The sequence below is a fragment of the Bradyrhizobium betae genome, from assembly GCF_050632175.1.
Classification (GTDB): domain Bacteria; phylum Pseudomonadota; class Alphaproteobacteria; order Rhizobiales; family Xanthobacteraceae; genus Bradyrhizobium; species Bradyrhizobium betae_B.
Window position 1 is genome coordinate 5,171,979 of the sequence record NZ_CP192576.1, and the last position, 18,880, is coordinate 5,190,858.

The window sequence follows — 18,880 nt, forward strand, 5'->3', positions numbered from 1 at the left end:
CGGGCGCTCAATCATGGTCCGGATGCTGATGGCTGACGATGGTCGCCATCTTCTCCGGCCCGTAATTCTGCTGCGTGGTCTGGCTCGGCAGGTTCGAGATTCCCACCACCCAGCCGAGCCGGGATTCCGTTCCATATTGCCGCGTCGGGATCACCCGGTCGGGCCGGTCGAAGGTACCGGTCATGACCTCGATCCGGTCGCCGTCGATGCGGCCGAAGCTGAGCGGCGTGCCGCATGCGGCGCAAAGCCGCGCTCGGCAATCGATGACGAGCGGAAGAACGACGGCTGTCCCTTGGTCCAGGCGAAGTCGGTCCGGTTGATGTCGGCGAACGAGGCGAATGGCGCGCCGCTGGCCTTCTGGCACATCCGGCAATGGCAGATCGAAACCTTGTCCGGTGCTGCCGTCAGGGCAAAGCGCACGGCGCCGCATTGGCAGCCGCCGGTGAGAACGGGTTTACCGGCTTCGGTCATGCCTGCTCCATCCGAACATAAGCGTCCTGCAACGTCGCCAGGGCATCGCCGCCGGCGAACACGAAGCCCATGACGCCGGAGGCACGGAGGGCCGCCTCAGCATCGGCGGGACGGCCTGCCAGATAGATATGTCGGCCGCCTGCGGTTTGCAGGGCCTTCGCCGCGGCTTCGGCGTGTTCCGCATAGACCTTGTCGCTGGAACAAAGGCAGGCAAGCTCCGCGCCCGAGGCCTTGAAGGCGGCCGCCAGCTTGGCCTGATCGGCAAAACCCTCGCTGTCGACGGCCTGGATGCCGCCGGCCTCGAAGAAGCTCTTGGCAAAGGTTGCACGGGCCGTGAAATCGGCGGGCGTGCCAAGATTGGCCAGAAACACTTTTGGCCGCGCGCCGCGCGCCTTCAACGCTGCATCCGACTTGTCGCGCAGCGCCTCGAACGGCTGCGCCAGCCGGATCGCCGGCAGCGGATCGAACTTGTACTTCTGCTCGCCGTAAGGTGCGAGCGCAACCGGCGCCATCTTGAGCACGGCCGTCTCGCGCTCATGCAGGTTGGGAAACTCGCTGGCCCCGGTCAGAACGTCCCGGCGCTTTGCGATGTTGGCGTCACGCGCTTTCCGTGTGGCGGCGATCTTGCTCTGGAACACGCCTTGCTGAAGCGCGGCGAAGGCGCCGCCGGCCTTCTCGCTGTCCTGGAACAGCGCCCAGGCGGCGTCGCAGAGCTGTGCGGTCAGCGTCTCGATGCCGCCGGCACCCGCGGCGGGATCGCTGACCTTGGCAAGGTTGCTTTCTTCCAGCAGCAGAAGCTGGGTGTTGCGCGCCACCCGCCGCGCGAACGGATCGGGCAGCCCGAGCGCGAGCGTATGCGGTAGCACCGTGATCGCATTGGCGCCGGCAAGACCCGCCGCGAATGTCGCGATGGTCGCGCGCAGCATGTTCACATAGGGGTCGCGCTGCGTCAGCATGCGCCAGGCCGTGTCGGCCGCAATGAACAGCGGCTTCGGCGTGAGTCCGCACGCGGTTTCGATCCGAGCCCAGAGCAGCCGCAGCGCGCGGAATTTCGCCATGGTCAGGAACTGGTCCGCATCCGCAGAGAGCCGCACATAGATCATGCCCTGCGCCTGCTCCAGCGGAACGCCCGCACCTTCGATCGCGCGTAGATAGGCGACACCGCAGGCGAGCACGAAGGCAAGCTCCTGCACCTCGGAGCCGCCGGCATCGTGGATCACGCGGCCGTCGGCGGAGGCAAACGGTCCCTTGAACCCGAGCGCGGCGAGACCCTTGATACCACCGGTGACGGCAGGAACGATTTCGTCCCAGGTATAAGGACTGTGGCCCCAGACCGCGCAGGCCGCGAGCGGATCGAGCCCGAAGCGGATGTTGCAGGCGGCGGGATCGAGACCCTTGCTCTTCACATATTCCGCGACATGGATCGCAGCCATCCGCGACTGCGGCCCGATCTCGAGCTTCTATGCCGATACCGGCGTCGAGATGAACGTCCTTCAAGACCTTTGCGACGGCATCCGCCGTCGGTTCCAGGCCGAAGCCATGGCTGCCAGTGCCCCCGGCGAACACCAGCGCAAGTCCCGTCGCGCCATTCTCCAGATCCTGCAAGGCTTGCGCATTCGCCGCTGCCGCATCGGGATGGTCGATCCACTGCACGATCTGCCACGGCGCCGCCGCGGCCCGTCCGACGACGGGGGCAACGCCCTTGGCGCGCGGATAGAGCGGATCGATCTTCAACCCGTCATAGGTCTTGCCGACCAGCTTCTCGAACGGCGCGCCCTTCAGCACGCCATCGACCAGCTTGCGCCAGTCTTCGACGGTCGCCTTGGGAAAATCGGCCGCCAGCGGCAGGTCGTCAGTCACGGAGGTCATACGGCCAAGGGCTCCCAAACGGCTTTGTTATTCGCGGGCGAAATTGCCACGGCCGGGCGTCGCTGCAAACGGTTGTTTTTGGTTAACCGGTATCCGGAAGCCGCTCAATGCCTTGCGTCGAGACGCCGGCGAGCCCGTCGCGGACACGAATACCCGAGATCATACGGTCGGGCGCGATTTCGGCGAGCGGCACCAGCACGAAGGCGCGCTCGAACAGGCGCGGATGCGGCAAGGTCAGATCTGGCTTCTGCATGGACACATCGTCATAGGCGATCATGTCGAGATCGAGCGTGCGCGGACCCCAGCGCCGCTCCTTGGTGCGCGTGCGGCCGAATTTCTGTTCGACCTTCTGCAGCACGAACAGCAGCGCGTGCGGATCGAGGCCGGTTTCGATCTCGACGCTGGCGTTGATGAAGGGATCCTGGTCCTCGTCGCCCCAGGGCGGCGTCGTATAGTCCGAGGAGCGCGCGACCAGCACGCCTTGCGTCATGCCGCAGACATGCGCGATCGCCTTTCCGAACGTCGCGCGGACATCGCCGACATTGCCGCCGAGCGCAATGAGGACGCTCGCCATCTCAAGGGTGCCGCGAGCGCGTCAGCATGATGCCGACGTCGTCGAAGATCGCGGCGATCGGCGCATGCGGCTTGTGCACGGTGATCTTCACGGCGCGGATGCGCGGGAAGTGCGACAGGATGGCGTCCGCGACCGCGCCGGCCGCACGCTCCAGGAGCTTGTAGTTGGTGTTCTTGAATGCGGCCGTCGTCGTCGCCACCACCTCGGCGTAGGACACCGTATCGGAAAGCCGGTCGCTGCGCGACGGCTCCGACAGGTCGGTATAGAGCTCGAGATCGATGACGAAACGCTGGCCGACTTCGGTCTCGTGCTCCATCACGCCGTGGCGGGCGTGGATCGACAGGCCGGTCACGAAGATCGTATCGGTCATGGCTTGCTCTCTGGCTTGCTTTCGATTGCGTGCGCCACCCGCATGGCCTGCAAGGTCTCGGCGACGTCGTGGGTCCGGATGATCCTGGCGCCGCGCTGCGCGGCGATCAGGTGCGCGGCGATCGAGCCGGCGAGCCTTTCTTTCGGCTCCGACGGCGACACCGAGGCGATGAAGCGCTTGCGCGAGGCGCCGACCAGGATCGGCAGGCCGAACACGTCGAATTCGCGCAACCGCGCCAGCGCGATCATGCTCTGCTCGGCGGTCTTGCCAAAGCCGATTCCGGGATCGAGCACGATCTTCTCGCGCGCAATGCCGGCTTTGGCGGCGATATCCAGCGAGCGGAGGAAGAACGTCTTCATGTCCGCGATGATGTCGATGGCGGAATCGACGTTGTCGCGGTTGTGCATGACGATGACGGGAACGCTCCTGGCGGCGACCAGCTGCGCCATGGCCGCGTCGCGTTGCAGGCCCCAGACGTCGTTGGCGATCGCAACGCCCTGGTCGAGTGCGAAAGCCACGACCTCCGCCTTCATGCTGTCGATCGACACCGGCACGCCGAGCGCCACCAATTCGGCCAGCACCGGCTTCAGCCGTGCGATCTCGTCCGCCGCCGTGACCGGCCGGGCGCCCGTGTAGGGCCGGGTCGATTCCGCGCCGATGTCGATGATGTCGACGCCGGCATCGATCATCGCCCGTGCCCGCTGCAGCGCCAGCGCAGGCGCGATGAACTCGCCGCCGTCGGAGAAGGAGTCCGGGGTGACGTTGAGCACGCCCATCACTGCCGGGATCGGCCGTTCCAGCAATGTCCGCAGCACGTCAGGGCCGGCCGAGCCAGCCTGGGGGACGGATGGGGATGGCGAGGCGTTCATGCCGCCCGCTTTAGCGGTCGAGGAGGGGGATTCAAGGCCAACACTGCCGCTGTCATTGCGCGCGAAAGCGGGCAATCCCGTATTCCGAGGCAGCGAGGTGACACGGAGAGGCCGCAGCGTACTGGATACCCCGCTTTCGCAGGGTACGACAGCGAGAGCTTACGCTGCAGGTTGAATGCCGAGAGACGCCTAATACGTGATCTTCGGCGGCAGCTTCTTCGCCTTGGCGATGATGTCGCAGACCGACTTCTCGGAAGGCAGAATGCGAACCAGCTTCTTCTTCTCGTTGGCTTCGCGCATGCTCTGGGCGAGCCTTGCCGGATTTCGATAGGCGAGCTCGCGCACGGTGGTAACGCCGGCAGCACGAACCAGGCCGACCTTGGCACGGCCCATGCCGGGGATGCGCATGTAGTCGGAGACGTTGGCCCATTCGAGCAACTGCTGCTCGCTGATGCCGGTCCTGGCGGAAAGCGCCTTGCGGCCTTTCACGGTCGAGGCTGCCTCGAGCAGCGCGTCGGTCGTGCGGATTCCCTGCGCCTTCAACTTGTTGGCGGCAAAGGCCGACAGGCCCTCAATCTCGGAGATCGGATATGTCATGATACTCGATATGAAAAGCGTCGCTCAGGCGAACTGGCTGAGGCCCGGCGTGCCGGCGATGATCTTGCCCATCTGATCCGCTCCGATTTTGTCTCGGCCGTAGCGGAAAAGTTCACGGGCAATGGTCTGAATCTCGGACATGCCAAGTCCGAGGCCCATCAGGCGCGTGCCGACGGCCATCAGGCCGCCGCCCATCAGGCGCGACAATCCACCGCCGCTCCTGGACGCCTCGATCGCAGCTTCAGCACCGGGGATCTGATCGATCAGGGTCTGCACGCTGTCGGAAGGTCCCTCGTTGCGGAGGAAGCCCAGGATAATGCCGACGGTCTTTTCAGCGACAGCACTATCTATGCTGGCGTTTGACGCCAGCCGCCCGATCAGTTCGTCCATAAGGCCCGCCCCTCAGCCGGTTTGCACCCGGAATATTGCTTTCAAAAATGATCTTGAGCCGGTGTGATCTGAAATACAAGCGATGAACGCAACCAACGTTCCGATTCATTCTCGAAGACGCGAAAGGTGTTGCAACGATGCAAGAGCGGAGATGGAATCGGCGAAAAATTGCCGCGGTGCGAATGCATCGTTCCTACTTTCGGCGGATGCCTTGCCGATGTTTCCGGCAATGTCGCATGCTGGGGCACGTTGAACGGTTTCAATCGGCACGCGAGATGCGTTAAACTACGGAACAGGTGCATTCGCGTTTCAATATGCGAAACACGGCAGAGAGATCAGAGAGAATAATGACGGCTCAGGACAGCAAGCTCGGCGACACCGGCGACAAGATCTTCGTCGGCAAGGGAGACGAGCAGGCGTGGCTGACGCTGGCGCTCGCCAATCGCCACGGCCTCGTCACCGGTGCAACCGGAACCGGCAAGACGGTATCGCTGCAAGTCATGGCGGAAGGATTTGCGCGCGCCGGTGTTCCGGTCTTCGCGTCCGACATCAAGGGAGACCTCTCCGGTATCTCCGAGGTCGGCGTGGCCACGGATTTCATCGTCAAGCGCGCCACCGGGATGGGGCTGACGTTCCAGCCCGACCAGTTCTCGACGGTGTTCTGGGACGTGTTCGGCGAGCAGGGCCATCCGGTGCGGGCGACTGTCACGGAGATGGGACCGCTTTTGCTCGCGCGGATGCTCGACCTGAACGATGTGCAGGAAGGCGTGCTCAACGTCGCCTTTCGCGTTGCCGACGACAACGGGCTGACCCTCATCGACATGAAGGATCTGCGCGCGCTGCTCGATGCCATCGTGCCGGATTCCGGCAAGAAGGCAGCGGATGCAGAGGAAAGCCCGCTTGCCGCCATCAAGAAGGCGGCGCAGGGATTTGGCAACGTCACCAAGGCCACCGTCGGCACCATCCAGCGCCAGCTTCTGGTGCTGGAGAACCAGGGCGGCACCAAATTCTTCGGCGAGCCGGCGCTGTCGCTCAAGGACTTCATGAAGACCGACCGCGACGGCCGCGGCATGGTCAACATCCTCGTCGCCGACAAGCTGCTCCAGAGCCCACGGCTTTACGCGACATTCCTGCTGTGGATGCTGTCGGAATTGTTCGAGGAGCTGCCCGAGGCCGGCGACCTGCCGAAGCCCAAGCTGGTGTTCTTCTTCGACGAGGCGCATCTGTTGTTCAACGATGCGCCGAAGGCGCTGTTGGACAAGATCGAGCAGGTGGTGCGATTGATCCGGTCCAAGGGCGTCGGCGTCTATTTCGTCACGCAAAACCCGATCGACGTCCCCGATCGCGTGCTCGGGCAGTTGGGTAACCGCGTGCAGCATGCGCTGCGTGCCTTCACCCCGCGCGACCAGAAGGCGGTCGCCGCCGCGGCGCAGACCTTCCGGCCCAACCCGAAGCTCGATACCGCCAAGGTGATCACCGAGCTCGGCAAGGGCGAGGCGCTGGTGTCCTTCCTCGAAGGCAACGGCACGCCGACCATGGTCGAGCGGGTGATGATCCGGCCGCCATCGGCTCGCATCGGTCCGATCACGCCGGAAGAGCGCAAGGTGATCATGGATGCGAGTCCGGTGAAGGGCAAATACGACACCGCCGTCGATGCAGAGTCCGCTTACGAGATGATCCAGAAGCGCATCGCCGGCACCGCGGCGACGGCGGATGCTCCTGCGGGCGCAAGCGGCGGCGGCATCCTCGGCCAGATCGGCTCGATCGTCGGCTCCATCTTCGGCACCAACGTCAAGCGCGGCCGCCTGTCGGCGGGCCAGGTCATCGCGCGGGACGTGACGCGATCGGTGACCAACCAGGTGATCGGAGGCATGGCCGCCAATCTCGGCAAGTCGGTCGGCGGACAGCTCGGCGGGACGATCGGCCGCACGCTGGTCCGCGGCGCGCTCGGCGGTTTGCTGCGGAGGTAGGCAGGAAGCCCTGTTTGAGGCAATTCGCCCGCGACCCCGGCCGCTTCCGCGAAGAGGTCGAGCGGGCAGCCGTTACAAATTCAGGTGAGGGGGCTCTCCAAGCGTCTGTCGGTCTGCTAGGTCCTGTGTTCCCTGACTGGACCCCATTGTGACCTCAACCGACCCGTACCCCAAATCCGGCGCGCTCAGAAGGCTCTCGCTGCGCGCGCCGCTCGACCTGCTTTTTCTGTTCTGCTGCGTCCTGCTGACTGCCGACGTGCTCGTTCCCGAGATATTCGGCCACGGCAAGACCAAGGACTACGGGCTGTGGTACTGGGCCGGACAGCAGGTCCTTCACGGCGGGCCGCTCTATCCGGGCGATGTCCGCGAGTATTTCGAGTTCATCTATCCACCGCTGCCGGCGATCCTGCTGGCGATCCCGAGCTGGTTCGGCAAGATCCCGCTCTATGTCGTGCTGTCGATCCTGAACGCGGCGGCGTGGTGGTACACCGGTATCCTCTCCAATTCCATGACGGGATCTGGCCGCAGCGCCGGCCCCTGGCTGGAAGCGCTGCCTGCCTTCGTTACCGTGACCTTCGTGTTCGACATGTTCGACCTCGGTCAGCCGAACCTCGTGCTGCTGGCGATGATGCTCTGGGGCTTCTGGTGCTTGCAGCATCAGCGTTCCTGGCTTGCGGGCTTCGTGTTCGCGCTCGCCACCGCGATCAAGGTGTTTCCGATCGCGGTGCTGCCCTATCTGGTCTGGCGGCGGAAGTGGACTGCCGCCGCCGCGACGGTCGTCTTCACCGGCATCCTTCTTTATGTCGCGCCGGCGCCGATCCGCGGCTTCGAGCGCAACGCGGCCGAACTCAAGACCTGGTATCAGGGCATGGTCGGCTCGAGCTCGGAAAAGGGTTTTGGCCAGCGTGACGAGCAGAACTGGTCGTGGGTCAACCAGTCCCTGATTGCGGTCACGCACCGCCTGGTCCGGCCGATCAATTACAATCAGGAAGACTCCAGGAAGCCCCCGCGCACGATGAACGTCATCGACGTCGACTACAAGACGGCGAACTGGATCGTGCTGGCGCTGTCGGCGCTGCTCGGGCTTGGCTTCGTCGCGGTCATGCCTCCGCAAGCGCGGCGAACGGCGCGCTCGGACGCCGAAGAGCTCGGCATTCTGTTCTGCCTGATGACGGTAGCCTCGCCGCTGGCGCGGCAATACTACTTCATGTGGCTGTTCTTTCCGATGACGGTGCTGATGCATCGCGCCGCCTTCGACGAGCGGGCGAATGTGCGGCTGGGGACCTGGCTCGCGCTGGGCGCTGCCGGAATCCTCATGCTGCTGGCGCTGCCGTGGTTTCCCAATGTGCTCCAGGCCTGGGGCAACAATCTCGCCGCGACCGCCGTTCTCGCGGGGACCCTCGCGTGGCACATCCGGCATCCACCGGTTGCGGCTGGCTCCGACGCCGACGCGGCGCTAAAACCCGGTACCTCCTAAGACTCAAAAGCAGGGAATACGACCATGGCCAATGCACAGCTTCAATCCGTGCTCGACCACATCGACAAGGATTCCGACAACAGCCTGGAGCGCCTGTTCGCGCTGTTGCGGATCAAGTCGATCTCCGCGGATCCGGCCTTCGCCAACGACTGCAAGGCCGCGGCCGAGCACCTCGCCAGGGATATCGCAAGCCTGGGCGTCGCCACCGAAGTGAGGCCGACCGCCGGCCATCCCGCCATCGTCGGCAAGACCAAGGCAGGCGGCCGTCCGCACGTGATCTTCTACGGTCATTATGATGTGCAGCCGGTCGATCCGGAAAATCTATGGAACCGTCCGCCGTTCGAGCCCGTGGTGACCGACCATGCCGACGGCCGCAAGATCATCGTCGCGCGCGGTGCCGAGGACGACAAGGGCCAGGTGATGACCTTTGTCGAGGCCTGCCGCGCCTGGAAGACGGTGACGGGATCGCTGCCGATCGATGTCACCTTCCTGATCGAAGGCGAGGAGGAGGTCGGCTCGAAGAATTTCGTGCCGTTCATCGAGGCCAACAAGGACGAGTTCAAGGCCGATTACGTGCTGGTCTGCGACACCGGCATGTGGGACCGCAACACGCCCGCGATCACGACCTCGCTGCGCGGCCTGCTGTACGAAGAGCTGAAGATCACCGCCGCCAACCGCGACCTGCATTCCGGCGTGTTCGGCGGCAGCGCCATGAACCCGATCCGCGTGCTCACGAAAATTCTCGGCGGCCTGTTCGACGACGACAACCGTATCACCATTCCGGGCTTCTATGACGGCGTGAAGGATCTGCCGCCCGATATCCTGGAGCAGTGGAAGAAGCTCAATCTCACGCCGGACATGTTCCTCAAGCCGATCGGCCTCTCGATCCCGGCCGGCGAGAAGGGGCGTCTCCTCATCGAGCAGGCCTCGTCGCGCCCGACCTGCGACGTCAACGGCATCTGGGGCGGCTATATCGGCGAGGGCTCCAAGACGGTGATCCCGTCGCATGCCTCGGCAAAAGTCTCGTTCCGTCTGGTCGAGGGGCAGGACCCCCAGACAATCCGCAAGGCGTTTCGCGACTACGTGACGGCGCGGCTTCCTGGCGACTGCAAGGTCGAATTCGGCGACCATTCCGCCGCGCCCGCAGTCGCGCTCGACTGGAACATGAAGCCGCTTGCGGCAGCCAGCAAGGCGCTGACGGAGGAATGGGGCAAAGAGACCGTGCTGATGGGCTCGGGCGCTTCGATCCCGATCGTCGCCGATTTCAAGCGCACGCTGGGGCTGGACTCGCTGCTGGTCGGTTTTGGATTGGACGACGACAACATCCACTCGCCGAACGAGAAGTACGACCTCCGCAGCTTCCAGAAGGGCATCCGCTCCTGGGCAAGGATTCTCGCCGCGCTGGCGGAGGTGAAGTAGGGCGAGCTGCCGTAGGGTGGATTAGCCGCAGGCGTAATCCACCAACTTCGTTCGGCATGCGCAGATGCGTGGTGGATTACGCTTCGCTAATCCACCCTACGAAACTTCGTCGCTTCGCTCCTCGCAATGACAAGCGGAGGGACCGCCCTCAAACAAAAACGCCGCCCGGAATTGGGCGGCGTTTGATTCCGAAACGTGTAGAGGGTGTTGGCAACTACTCTACACGAAATCCTGAAATTCTCAAGACCGGTAGCCCGGCAGCTCGCGGTCGAGCTTGCGCAGCAGCGGCGGCCACACCAGGTTGGTGGCGCGCAGCTCGGCGCGGTCGCGGTTGGCGAGCAGCTCGGTGTTCTTGTCGATCGCGACGTGGTCGACCGGATAGACCGGCGTGCCCAGCGCACGCGTGCGCACCTGCATCGAGCAGGCCCGCTCCAGATGGTACATGCGCTCGAAGGCGGAGGCGACGGAGCGGCCGACAGTCAGCGTGCCGTGATTGCGCAGCAGCATGTGGTTGTGGTCGCCGAGGTCCTTCTGCAGCCGCGGCCGCTCGTCGTGATCGAGCGCGATTCCTTCATAGTCGTGATAGGCGAGGTCGTGGGTGACGAGCTGGGCGGTCTGGTTCAGCGGCAGCAGGCCTTCGGCGCTGCTCGACACCGCGGTGCCGTCGAGGGTGTGGAGATGCAGCACGCAGATCGCGTCTTCGCGGACCTCGTGGATCGCCGAATGGATGGTGAAGCCTGCCGGGTTGATGCTGTACTCGCTCTCGGAGAGCTGGTTGCCGTGCAAGTCGACCTTGACGAGGCTGGAGGCCGTGATCTCGTCGAACATCAGCCCATAGGGGTTGATCAGGAAGTGATGCTCGGGGCCGGGCACGCGGGCGGAGATGTGGGTGTCGACGAGGTCATCCCAGCCGTACAACGAGACGAGGCGGTAGCAGGCGGCGAGATTGACCCGTTGCTGCCACTCGGCCTCCGTCATGTTGGAGGGCACTTCCCTCAGGCGCGCTTCTGCTGGTGACATGGCTGATCTCTCCGAACCCAGTTGTTTCGGAGCGAGAGCCTAGTCTTGGCGGTGGTCGGCGGCAAGGCGCCCAGAGCGCGGCAGTTCAGCGTAGCCCGCATGGAGCGAAGCGCAATGCGGGGCAGCCAAGTCCCGGATTTCGCTTGCGCTCCATCCGGGCTACAGGACGGCTTACGGGAAGAATACTAAGGCGCCGGGATCGACAGCAGGCTGGAAATGCTGCGGCCGCGGATGTCGTAGACGCGGGCGAACACGACGTCGTCGCGCTTGATCTCGACCATCACGGGCGCGGTGAGGCCCTTGCAATAGAACTCGCCGAGCGTCATGGCGAAATCAGCGGCGTTGGAATCCCATCCGATGGTGAAATCGGGGCCGAGCGCGACCTGCGCCGGGCGCTGCGGGCCGCACACCGCGACCTTCCACTTGCGATTGGCCGGCGGCACTTCCTGGCGCTCGACCAGTTGTTCACGCAGCTCGTCCGAGGCCTGTTTCAGCGCGAGGCCCCAATAGTCGAGCATGAAGCGGCTGTCGGCGCCGCGCACGGTGCCGGCGATGTGGTTGAAGTGCGTGTATTGGTAGGGATGCAGCCGGATCATCTCGGCGAGCGGGAGCGCCAGGCCAAAGCAGAAGGTGGCGAGCACGACCGGCTGCCAGGTGCGGCGATTGGTGCGAAGGCGCTCCATGGTCCAGGCGAAGGCGACGCCGCCGAGAACCGCCATCGGCGGGATCACGAACACGAAATGGCGAATGCCGTTGTACAGCGCGGGCCGCTTCACCATCGCGATCGCGAGCGGCAGCATGGCCGCCAGCGTCAGCATCAGCATGACGGTCTTGCGGCGCGCTGGAACCTCGCGGCGCGTCAGCATGGCAAAGGTGCTGAAGACGGCGCCGCCCATCAGGATCAGCATCACCTCGGGCAATTGCAGCGCGAACAGCGTCGGCAGATAGGACCAGGGCATGTCGGGCACGGAGACGATCGCGCCGTCGAACATCTCCTTCCAGGGCTTCTCGAAGAAGTGCGAGAAGTAGGTCAGCGCCTCGAAGGGATTGGCGGGCTTCATGATCGACCATGGCCAGATCAGGCCCATCACGAGATAACCGAACACGAGGCCGGGCAGCAGCACGTAGACGACATGGGCGAAGCGGCGGGCCGCCTCGCGCACGCCTTCGGTGCGCAGTTCTTCCAGGAACAGCGGGATGAAGCCGACCATGGCGTAGACCAGCGCGAGCCCGCCGAGGATGCGGCAGCCGATCGACAGGCCCGCACCCAGGCCGACGATCAGGATCGTGCGCGGCGAGGGCTTTGGATATTCCTCGGCAAGCCGGACCAGGCCAAGCATCAGGATGATCATTGCCACCGCGAAGGGCGCGTCCTTCGGATTCATGAACATGTGGCCGTAGAAGATCGGGCAGAGCGCGAGCAACAGCAGCGCCGCGAGCCCTGCAAGCGGTCCGCCGATGCGGCGGCCGAGCCGCCACGTCACCGCAAGTCCGATCACGCCGACGATCGCGCCGAGCAGGCGTCGCGTCTCGAACAGCTCGAGCGGAATGACCTTGTGCAGCAGGGCCGCGACCATGTCGAAGCCGCCGCCGTACATATAGAGATTGGCGAAGGAGAGCGCCGCCGTGTCCCTGAAGCCGGAACCGAACATGCGCAGCAACAGGTCGGCATATTCAGCGTGGGTGTAGTCGTCCCATCCGAGCCCGTAGTCGCGGAAGGTCAAACCTGCGGTAATGGCGACCGCAGCCAGCACCAGCATGGCGAGATCGTCGCAAGTCCGCTCGACCGAGCGCCGCAGAGGCGTGTCGATCGCCGAAGTCGTGATGGATGTCATGGCTATTGGTGACCCGGAATCCCCTCTTGGCCCTGCCAGTGCGCGCGGGCCACTTCCCCGGAATCCCTATAGCGCAGTTCCATTACCAAGTAATTGGGCATAATGGCTAAATTCCTGATGCGACGCAGCAAATCCTTGCAACTCGGGGTGCACGAGCAGTAGCGAGCCGTAGCTGAAGGGAATGTGAATAAGTCCCTGATTTCCTTCCCTTTAGGAACGCAGGGTACAATTCGCCGTTGGCGAGGAACACCGTATGACGGTATCGTGCGGCGACGGGTGTCGCGTGTGGATGCGCGGCCGGGGGTGAGTTCGATGACCTTGGCATTGTTGATCGCTGGGATTTTCGCCGTTGTGGCGGGCCTCCTTGCGATCCTGCTTGGCTACGCCAACAGGGATTTCAGCGTTGGCAGCACCCTCATAATCTCCGGCACCATTGCCGTCTGCTCCGGAATGTTACTGGCCGGCCTCTATACCGTCGTCGTGGAACTGAAGGGCATCGCCCGCCGGCTGGCCGGATCCGCCGCGGCGCCCGAGGTGCGGGTCAGGCCGGTGCTGCCGGGCCTCGGGGTGCCCAGTGCGCCCGAGCCGGCGCTCGCCGGGAGGATCGAGCCATCGGCCCCGCCGCAACCACCCGCCGCGGGTCCGCCGCCCTGGCAGGGCGAGGTCACCGCGCGCGAGCGTCCGCGCGTCGAGGCGCCGCCGGAGCCGGAAGCTCCAACTCCCCCTGCGGCTCCGGAGCCGCCACGCCGCCGCAACCTGATGTTTGCCTCGACGTCGCGCAAGGAGCGCGAGCGCGCGGAGTCGAAGGCGCCCGATGATTCGCCGACGCCTGCTGAAGAAGCCGCGGCCGCGGCCGTCCCGGAGATGCCGCCGGCGAGCTTCGAAGATGCCTGGCCGAAGCCGGATCGCATGCGTCCACCGGAGCCGCCGATAGCTTCGCGCCGCCCGCCTCAGCGCTCGCCGTCGACCTTTACGGAAGCAGCTGCCCCGCCGCCGGCACCCGAGCCGGCGCCTGGGGGCGAACAGCCCCCCGTGACGGTGCTCAAATCCGGCATCGTCGACGGCATGGCCTATTCGCTCTATTCCGACGGCTCGATCGAAGCGCAGATGCCGGAAGGCATGATGCGCTTTGCCTCGATCGACGAGCTGCGCGCCCATCTCGACCAGCGGGGCGGCTGAAGCCTGCGCTCGATCAAGCCGCCAGCGTTCTTGTCACACGGTCGGTCATCAGCTCATATTCGTCAGTCGTCCTGTTTCAGCCGAGCCTCTCGTCGACACAAAATGCTTTGGTGGCGTCTTTGCCAGGAGACTCACGGATGAGACGCAGCGTTTAAGGAAAGGTCGGGCCCATGTCGGATGCCGGGGCTAAGAATTTCATCGAGCTGACGGCGAGCATCGTCTCGGCCTATCTCGGCAACAATCCGACGCCGGCCGCCGAGATTCCGAACCTGATCAGCCAGGTGCACGGCGCCTTGGTGCGGGTCTCGACAGGCCGCGCCGAGACCGTGCCGCTCGAGCCGGCAAAGCCCGCGGTCTCGCTGAAGAAGTCGATCGCGCCGGACTATCTGGTCTGCCTCGAAGACGGCAAGCGCTTCAAGTCGCTGAAGCGCCATCTGCGCACCCAGTACAACATGACGCCGGAGCAATATCGCGAGAAATGGGGCTTGCCGGCCGACTATCCCATGGTCGCGCCGAACTACGCGGTGGCGCGCTCGCAACTGGCGAAGCAGATGGGTTTGGGACAGCAGCAGCGGAAGCGGAAGTAAATTCCTAGGAAGCTTCCGCGAGCGCCTCTTTGGCGTCGGTCTTGATGCGTTCGACCATCGAGCGCAGGCCGTTGGAGCGCTGCGGCGTCAGATGATCGCGAAAGCCGAACTCGTCGAACACGGCGATTGCATCGGTCGCGAGAATTTCCTGCGGCGTGCGGCCCGAATAGAGCGAGAGCACGATCGCGACCAGGCCGCGCACGATATGGGCATCGCTGTCGCCGCGATACTTCAGAATCGGCGCGCCATTGCCGCGATCGACCAGCTTCTGCAGCCAGACCTGGCTGACGCAGCCATTGACCTTGTTGGCGGCGGAATGTTCCGCCTCGGGCATCGGTTCCAAGGTGCGGCCGAGCTCGATGACGTACCGGTAACGGTCGTCCCACTCGTCCAGGATCTCGAAATTGTCCCTGATTTCGTCAATCGTCGTCATGCTGGCCCAAGGTTCCCACGTCCCGGCAATATAGGGACGCAATGCTGCGAAATCGATAGGGTTTGAAGCCTAATTCGCGGGCTGCGGGCCGCGCCATTCCAGCGCGAGATCGTCCTGGGTCAGGGTCTCGTGCTGCATCTCGGTCGATGCGGCATCGTCTTCGCCGGTCAGCGCGATCGAGCCGGTGTGGTCGGGGGCCTTCTTGTCGGTCTTCTCGAACTGGTCTTTCTTGTCGTTGATGATCTGGTAGATCTTTTTCGCGCCGTCCTGCGCACGCTGTCCGATGATGGTTGCCGCCTGTCCGCCGACCTCGCAGGCCGCCGGCTGGCGCTTGCAGAACTGGGTCATGTCGGAAACGGCCGCGGTCGCAGCCTGCACCGCGTCGGCTGCGCCGATCTGCGGCAGCTTCTCCGATCTCGGGTGTCTTGTCCCGCGGCAGGAGCACCAGCACCAGCCCGAGCCAGAATGTGATGCGGAGCAGAAAGCGCATCTTGTCGACCTGTATGTTAGATCCCGCCGCGGCGATCCCCGCAGAGCGCATCGGACCTAGCAACTCTCGATAAATCGCAAGTGATTGCCTTCCGCTTAATTCGCGGAAAATTGACGCAGAAATCTTGGAAATGCCGCTCTCGTAAATTTTCGGTTGACGCCGGCGGCCGCGATTGTGCCGGGGTCGCTCATCCACCAATTCGAAACCATGAGGCGGAGGGTGAAACCCTGTGTTCACCATCCCCGATGATGACGTCGTCAAATCGTCTAAAAATCTCCGCGATGACACGGTGTCCGGCGGCAGACCGGTATGCCTTAGCACTCGTTTAAGGTCGCTCTGACACGGTGGCTCAACGATAAGGAGGCGTTCCGGCGCGTCTTCTCGACGAATGAGCCGAAGCGCGAGACCCGTGACAGTTTTGAGTATCATCCGCGATTGTCTCGATGCGTTGCTGCATCCCTCCGCGCGCTACGATGCGCTGACGCGAGCGCGCCATCGTGCCTTCATGGCGCCTCGGCTTCTGGGAAGCCTGGCCGCCTTTGCCGCATTTCCCGTTTATCTTGCCATGCGCGGCGCGCCGAATGCGATCGAGGTCGCCGCATTCGCCTGGCTGATCGCGCCGATCATGCTGTCGTGGTTCCTGTCGCGCACCGGCCGTTATGAAGGCGCGCATGTGCTGTCGTCGCTGGCGCTCGCCGGCCTGATCATGGCGATTGCGGCCACCACCGGCGGCATCGAATCATTTGCTGCGGTCTGGCTGGTCGTGGTTCCCCTCGAAGCCGCGCTCTCGGCCTCGCGCCGCGTTGCGGCCTTTGCGTCGTTGCTGGCATTGTCCTGCGTGGGGATACTGATCCTCTTCGGCCAGTTCGGCTGGCTGCCGCACGCAGACCCCAGCGCCGCAGAACGCGGCGTGCTGATGGCGCTCGGCGTCGCCTCTGCGACGCTCTATGCCGCGGGTCTCGCCTTCGGCGCGGAGTCGCTCGCGCGCACCAGCGTCACGCTGCTGTCGCGCGAGGAGGAGCGTTATCGCCTGCTGGCGCGTAACATGAGCGACGTCATTTCCCGGCATCGGCGCAACGGCGCGGTGCAGTTCATCTCGCCGGCGGTGGAAGCCATGCTCGGCATGCCGGTCGCGCAACTGCTCGGGCATGGCCTGTTCGATCGCGTCCATGTCGCCGATCGCCCCGCCTATCTCACAGCCTTGTCGGATGCCGCGCGCGGCGACGTGCGCAGCGTCGAGTTCCGGCTGCGGCGGGAGCCTGATGGCTCCGAGCGCGGTCAGGTCGATTTCATCTGGGTCGAGATGCGCTGCCGCCCGCTCGAGCAGAATCCGGGCCGTGATGCCGCGCAAGAGGCCGAGGTCGTCGGCGTGATACGCGACATCACCGATCGCAAATTGTCCGAGCAGGCGTTCGATCAGGCGCGTAGCGCCGCGGAGGCGGCCGACGCCGCCAAGACGCGCTTCCTCGCCACCATGAGCCACGAGCTGCGCACGCCGCTCAACGCCATCATCGGCTTCTCCGAGATGATCGCGCAGGAGCAGACCTTGATGCTGAGCGCGGCCCAGCGCAAGGAATACGCCCAGCTGATCAACGATTCCGGCCAGCATCTGCTGTCGGTCGTCAACGGCATTCTCGATATGTCCAAGATGGAATCGGGTAATTTCGAGATTGCGTCCGAGCCGTTCGCGCCGCGTGCCTCGCTGATGCATTGCTGCAACCTGCTGGCGCTGAAAGCGCGCGAGAACGGCGTCGATCTCGTCACCGATGCGCCGCAGGACCTGCCCGTCATGACGGGCGATCCGCGCGCCTTCAAGCAGATCGTGCTCAACCTCGTCGCCAACGCCATCAAGTTCACCGAGCGCGGCGGCCAGGTCTCCGTTGTGGCCGCGGTGTCCGGTTCGCAGCTCACGCTGCGCATCAGCGACACCGGCGTCGGCATCGCGCCGGACGATCTGACGCGCATCGGCGCGCCGTTCTTCCAGGCCGGCAAGACCTACCAGCGCCGTCACGAAGGCACGGGCCTCGGATTGTCGATCGTGAAGAGTCTCGTGGCGTTGCATCTCGGCGAATTGACGGTACAAAGCAGGTTCGGCGAGGGCACCGCCGTCACCGTCAAGTTGCCGCTCGTCTACACACCGCCGCAGGCCAAACCTGCCGATGGAGTGCCGGCAGAGAGCAAGATCGCGACGCTGACGCCGACGCTGCGTCAGGAAACTCTGGAACAACTTCACGACCAACCTGCTCTGGTGAAGAAAAGTGCCTAAGAAGTCTGCCAAGGACCAAGCTGCTCCGCGCCGTCGTGGCGCCAAGGCCGCGGTTGTCGATGTCGAGACCGAGCGCAATCTTGCGATGCGGGTGCTCCTGCACAGTCCCAAGGACACGCTGGCGGGCCTTGTCGCGGTTGCCGCGATCAGCGCGATCGTTGCGAATGCGCTGTTCCTCCAGACTGGCCGCCATCCCGCGCCGATGTTTGGCACCGTGATCAATCTTCCCGCGCCGTCGGCTGTGCCGCTCTCGAACCCCTTGCCGCGTCCGCGCCCCGTCGGTGCCGATACCTCGCCGCTCGAGCCGAAGGCGACCGAGTTTCGCGTCGAGCCGAAACCGGCCGAGAGGGCGCCTGAAAAGCCCGTCGAGGCGACCGCGTCGACGCCGCGTTCAAGCGATCCGATGACCAACCTGGTGAAGGCTACGACGTCGCCTTCCGCCATCGTGCGTCCGCCGGCGCCGATCCCGGTGCCGCAGAGCCCGGCCGCGCGGCGCATCGCCGGCGTGCAGCGTGCATTGTCCGAGTACGGCTATGGCAATTTGAAGGTCACGGGCGCGATGAGCGGCGAGACCCAGGCCGCCATCCAGAAGTTCGAGCGCGAGCACAGGATGCAGGTCACCGGGCAGGTGTCCGATCGCCTGCTGCGCGAACTCGGCGCCGCGATCGGCCATCCGGTCGAATAGCTGCGGTTCCCGCCGTCATTGACGCGCATCAATTCCGCGCCGAAGGCCGACAAACTGAGGTCGCGTCGTCGCGGGCGCTATTTGTCCGGGATCAATGACTGCCGATGGCTTCAGGGAGGACGATCACTCATCCTCATCGAGGAAGAGAGGTCGTCATGTTCAAGGTTTCGATTCTGGTGTGGATCATGCTGGGCACCACGTTGGCGGGCATCAGCATGATCGTGGTGCTGATGGTGCCGGGCCTCGCGGCAGATGCCATCAGGAATATTCCCTATGCCGTGGCCGCGGGATTTGCGCTTGCGATGCCACTGTCATACCTCGTCGCACGCCAGATCGGTGGCGGACGGGGAGGTGTACGCGAGGTGTGAGAAGCACGAGC

16 protein-coding genes and 3 pseudogenes are annotated in these 18,880 nt (G+C 64.6%); 8 read left to right on the forward strand and 11 right to left on the reverse strand.

All coding sequences use genetic code 11. The annotated features are described in order from the left end of the window. Positions 1-7: 7 nt before the first annotated feature. From ACQ86E_RS24815 to ACQ86E_RS24845, 7 genes and pseudogenes are all read right to left on the reverse strand, one after another. Positions 8-471: pseudogene (locus tag ACQ86E_RS24815) on the reverse strand (GFA family protein). Continuing rightward, positions 468-2,340: pseudogene (locus ACQ86E_RS24820) on the reverse strand (methylmalonyl-CoA mutase family protein). The pseudogenes ACQ86E_RS24815 and ACQ86E_RS24820 overlap by 4 nt, the downstream one beginning before the upstream one ends. Before the next feature lie 82 nt (positions 2,341-2,422). After that, a complete protein-coding gene (gene folK, locus ACQ86E_RS24825; RefSeq protein ID WP_431202222.1) occupies positions 2,423-2,914 on the reverse strand; it encodes a 2-amino-4-hydroxy-6-hydroxymethyldihydropteridine diphosphokinase in 492 nt (163 codons plus the stop codon). 1 nt (position 2,915) lies between these two features. Further along, on the reverse strand, positions 2,916-3,284 hold the full coding sequence (gene folB / locus ACQ86E_RS24830; protein WP_431202223.1) for a dihydroneopterin aldolase: 369 nt from the start codon (positions 3,282-3,284) through the stop codon (positions 2,916-2,918). Then, positions 3,281-4,153 (reverse strand): dihydropteroate synthase, encoded by an 873-nt coding sequence (gene folP, locus ACQ86E_RS24835; protein ID WP_431202224.1) that lies wholly within the window; start codon positions 4,151-4,153, stop codon positions 3,281-3,283. The genes folB and folP overlap by 4 nt, the downstream gene beginning before the upstream one ends. Before the next feature lie 189 nt (positions 4,154-4,342). Then, complete coding sequence (locus tag ACQ86E_RS24840) at positions 4,343-4,750, reverse strand: DUF4332 domain-containing protein (protein ID WP_431202225.1); 408 nt, start codon at positions 4,748-4,750, stop codon at positions 4,343-4,345. Positions 4,751-4,774: 24 nt separating this feature from the next. Beyond that, positions 4,775-5,140, reverse strand: coding sequence for a DUF2267 domain-containing protein (locus ACQ86E_RS24845; RefSeq protein WP_431202226.1), 366 nt, complete (start codon positions 5,138-5,140; stop codon positions 4,775-4,777). Between the two features lie 347 nt (positions 5,141-5,487). Between ACQ86E_RS24845 and ACQ86E_RS24850 the strand changes: the two genes are divergently transcribed. The 3 genes from ACQ86E_RS24850 (at position 5,488) to ACQ86E_RS24860 (ending at position 10,006) form a co-directional block, all read left to right on the forward strand. After that, positions 5,488-7,110, forward strand: coding sequence for a helicase HerA-like domain-containing protein (locus ACQ86E_RS24850; RefSeq protein WP_431202227.1), 1,623 nt, complete (start codon positions 5,488-5,490; stop codon positions 7,108-7,110). A gap of 148 nt (positions 7,111-7,258) precedes the next feature. Next, the gene (locus tag ACQ86E_RS24855) at positions 7,259-8,587 is read left to right on the forward strand and encodes a glycosyltransferase family 87 protein (protein ID WP_431202228.1); all 1,329 of its coding nucleotides are present in this window, start codon (positions 7,259-7,261) and stop codon (positions 8,585-8,587) included. Between the two features lie 24 nt (positions 8,588-8,611). Continuing rightward, positions 8,612-10,006: a M20/M25/M40 family metallo-hydrolase gene (locus ACQ86E_RS24860; protein WP_431202229.1), complete on the forward strand. Its 1,395-nt coding sequence runs from the start codon at positions 8,612-8,614 to the stop codon at positions 10,004-10,006. Positions 10,007-10,246: 240 nt separating this feature from the next. Here ACQ86E_RS24860 and ACQ86E_RS24865 read toward each other — a convergent pair whose 3' ends face one another. Together ACQ86E_RS24865 and ACQ86E_RS24870 are read right to left on the reverse strand one after the other, a co-directional pair. Beyond that, complete coding sequence (locus tag ACQ86E_RS24865) at positions 10,247-11,026, reverse strand: class II aldolase/adducin family protein (protein WP_015687403.1); 780 nt, start codon at positions 11,024-11,026, stop codon at positions 10,247-10,249. Positions 11,027-11,211: 185 nt separating this feature from the next. Then, entirely contained in the window at positions 11,212-12,861 is a 1,650-nt protein-coding gene (locus tag ACQ86E_RS24870) for a glycosyltransferase family 39 protein (RefSeq protein WP_431202230.1), read from the reverse strand. Between the two features lie 312 nt (positions 12,862-13,173). Between ACQ86E_RS24870 and ACQ86E_RS24875 the strand changes: the two genes are divergently transcribed. Together ACQ86E_RS24875 and ACQ86E_RS24880 are read left to right on the forward strand one after the other, a co-directional pair. After that, positions 13,174-14,040: a DUF308 domain-containing protein gene (locus ACQ86E_RS24875; RefSeq protein ID WP_431202231.1), complete on the forward strand. Its 867-nt coding sequence runs from the start codon at positions 13,174-13,176 to the stop codon at positions 14,038-14,040. 170 nt (positions 14,041-14,210) lie between these two features. Then, a complete protein-coding gene (locus ACQ86E_RS24880) occupies positions 14,211-14,627 on the forward strand; it encodes a MucR family transcriptional regulator (protein ID WP_015687400.1) in 417 nt (138 codons plus the stop codon). Between the two features lie 4 nt (positions 14,628-14,631). On the opposite strand, the gene ACQ86E_RS24885 is transcribed toward ACQ86E_RS24880, so the two are convergent. Both ACQ86E_RS24885 and ACQ86E_RS24890 read right to left on the reverse strand, forming a co-directional pair. After that, positions 14,632-15,060, reverse strand: a complete 429-nt coding sequence (locus tag ACQ86E_RS24885) for a SufE family protein (RefSeq protein ID WP_431202232.1) — start codon at positions 15,058-15,060, stop codon at positions 14,632-14,634. Between the two features lie 69 nt (positions 15,061-15,129). Further along, positions 15,130-15,550 (reverse strand): annotated as a pseudogene (locus tag ACQ86E_RS24890) (DUF5330 domain-containing protein). 388 nt (positions 15,551-15,938) lie between these two features. Here ACQ86E_RS24890 and ACQ86E_RS24895 point away from each other — a divergent pair. The 3 genes from ACQ86E_RS24895 to ACQ86E_RS24905 all read left to right on the forward strand — a co-directional run bounded on the left by ACQ86E_RS24895 (position 15,939) and on the right by ACQ86E_RS24905 (position 18,869). Further along, positions 15,939-17,816 (forward strand): PAS domain-containing sensor histidine kinase, encoded by a 1,878-nt coding sequence (locus tag ACQ86E_RS24895; RefSeq protein WP_431202233.1) that lies wholly within the window; start codon positions 15,939-15,941, stop codon positions 17,814-17,816. Continuing rightward, a complete protein-coding gene (locus tag ACQ86E_RS24900) occupies positions 17,809-18,501 on the forward strand; it encodes a peptidoglycan-binding protein (protein WP_431202234.1) in 693 nt (230 codons plus the stop codon). The genes ACQ86E_RS24895 and ACQ86E_RS24900 overlap by 8 nt, the downstream gene beginning before the upstream one ends. A gap of 155 nt (positions 18,502-18,656) precedes the next feature. Beyond that, complete coding sequence (locus ACQ86E_RS24905) at positions 18,657-18,869, forward strand: hypothetical protein (protein ID WP_431202235.1); 213 nt, start codon at positions 18,657-18,659, stop codon at positions 18,867-18,869. Positions 18,870-18,880 lie beyond the last annotated feature (11 nt).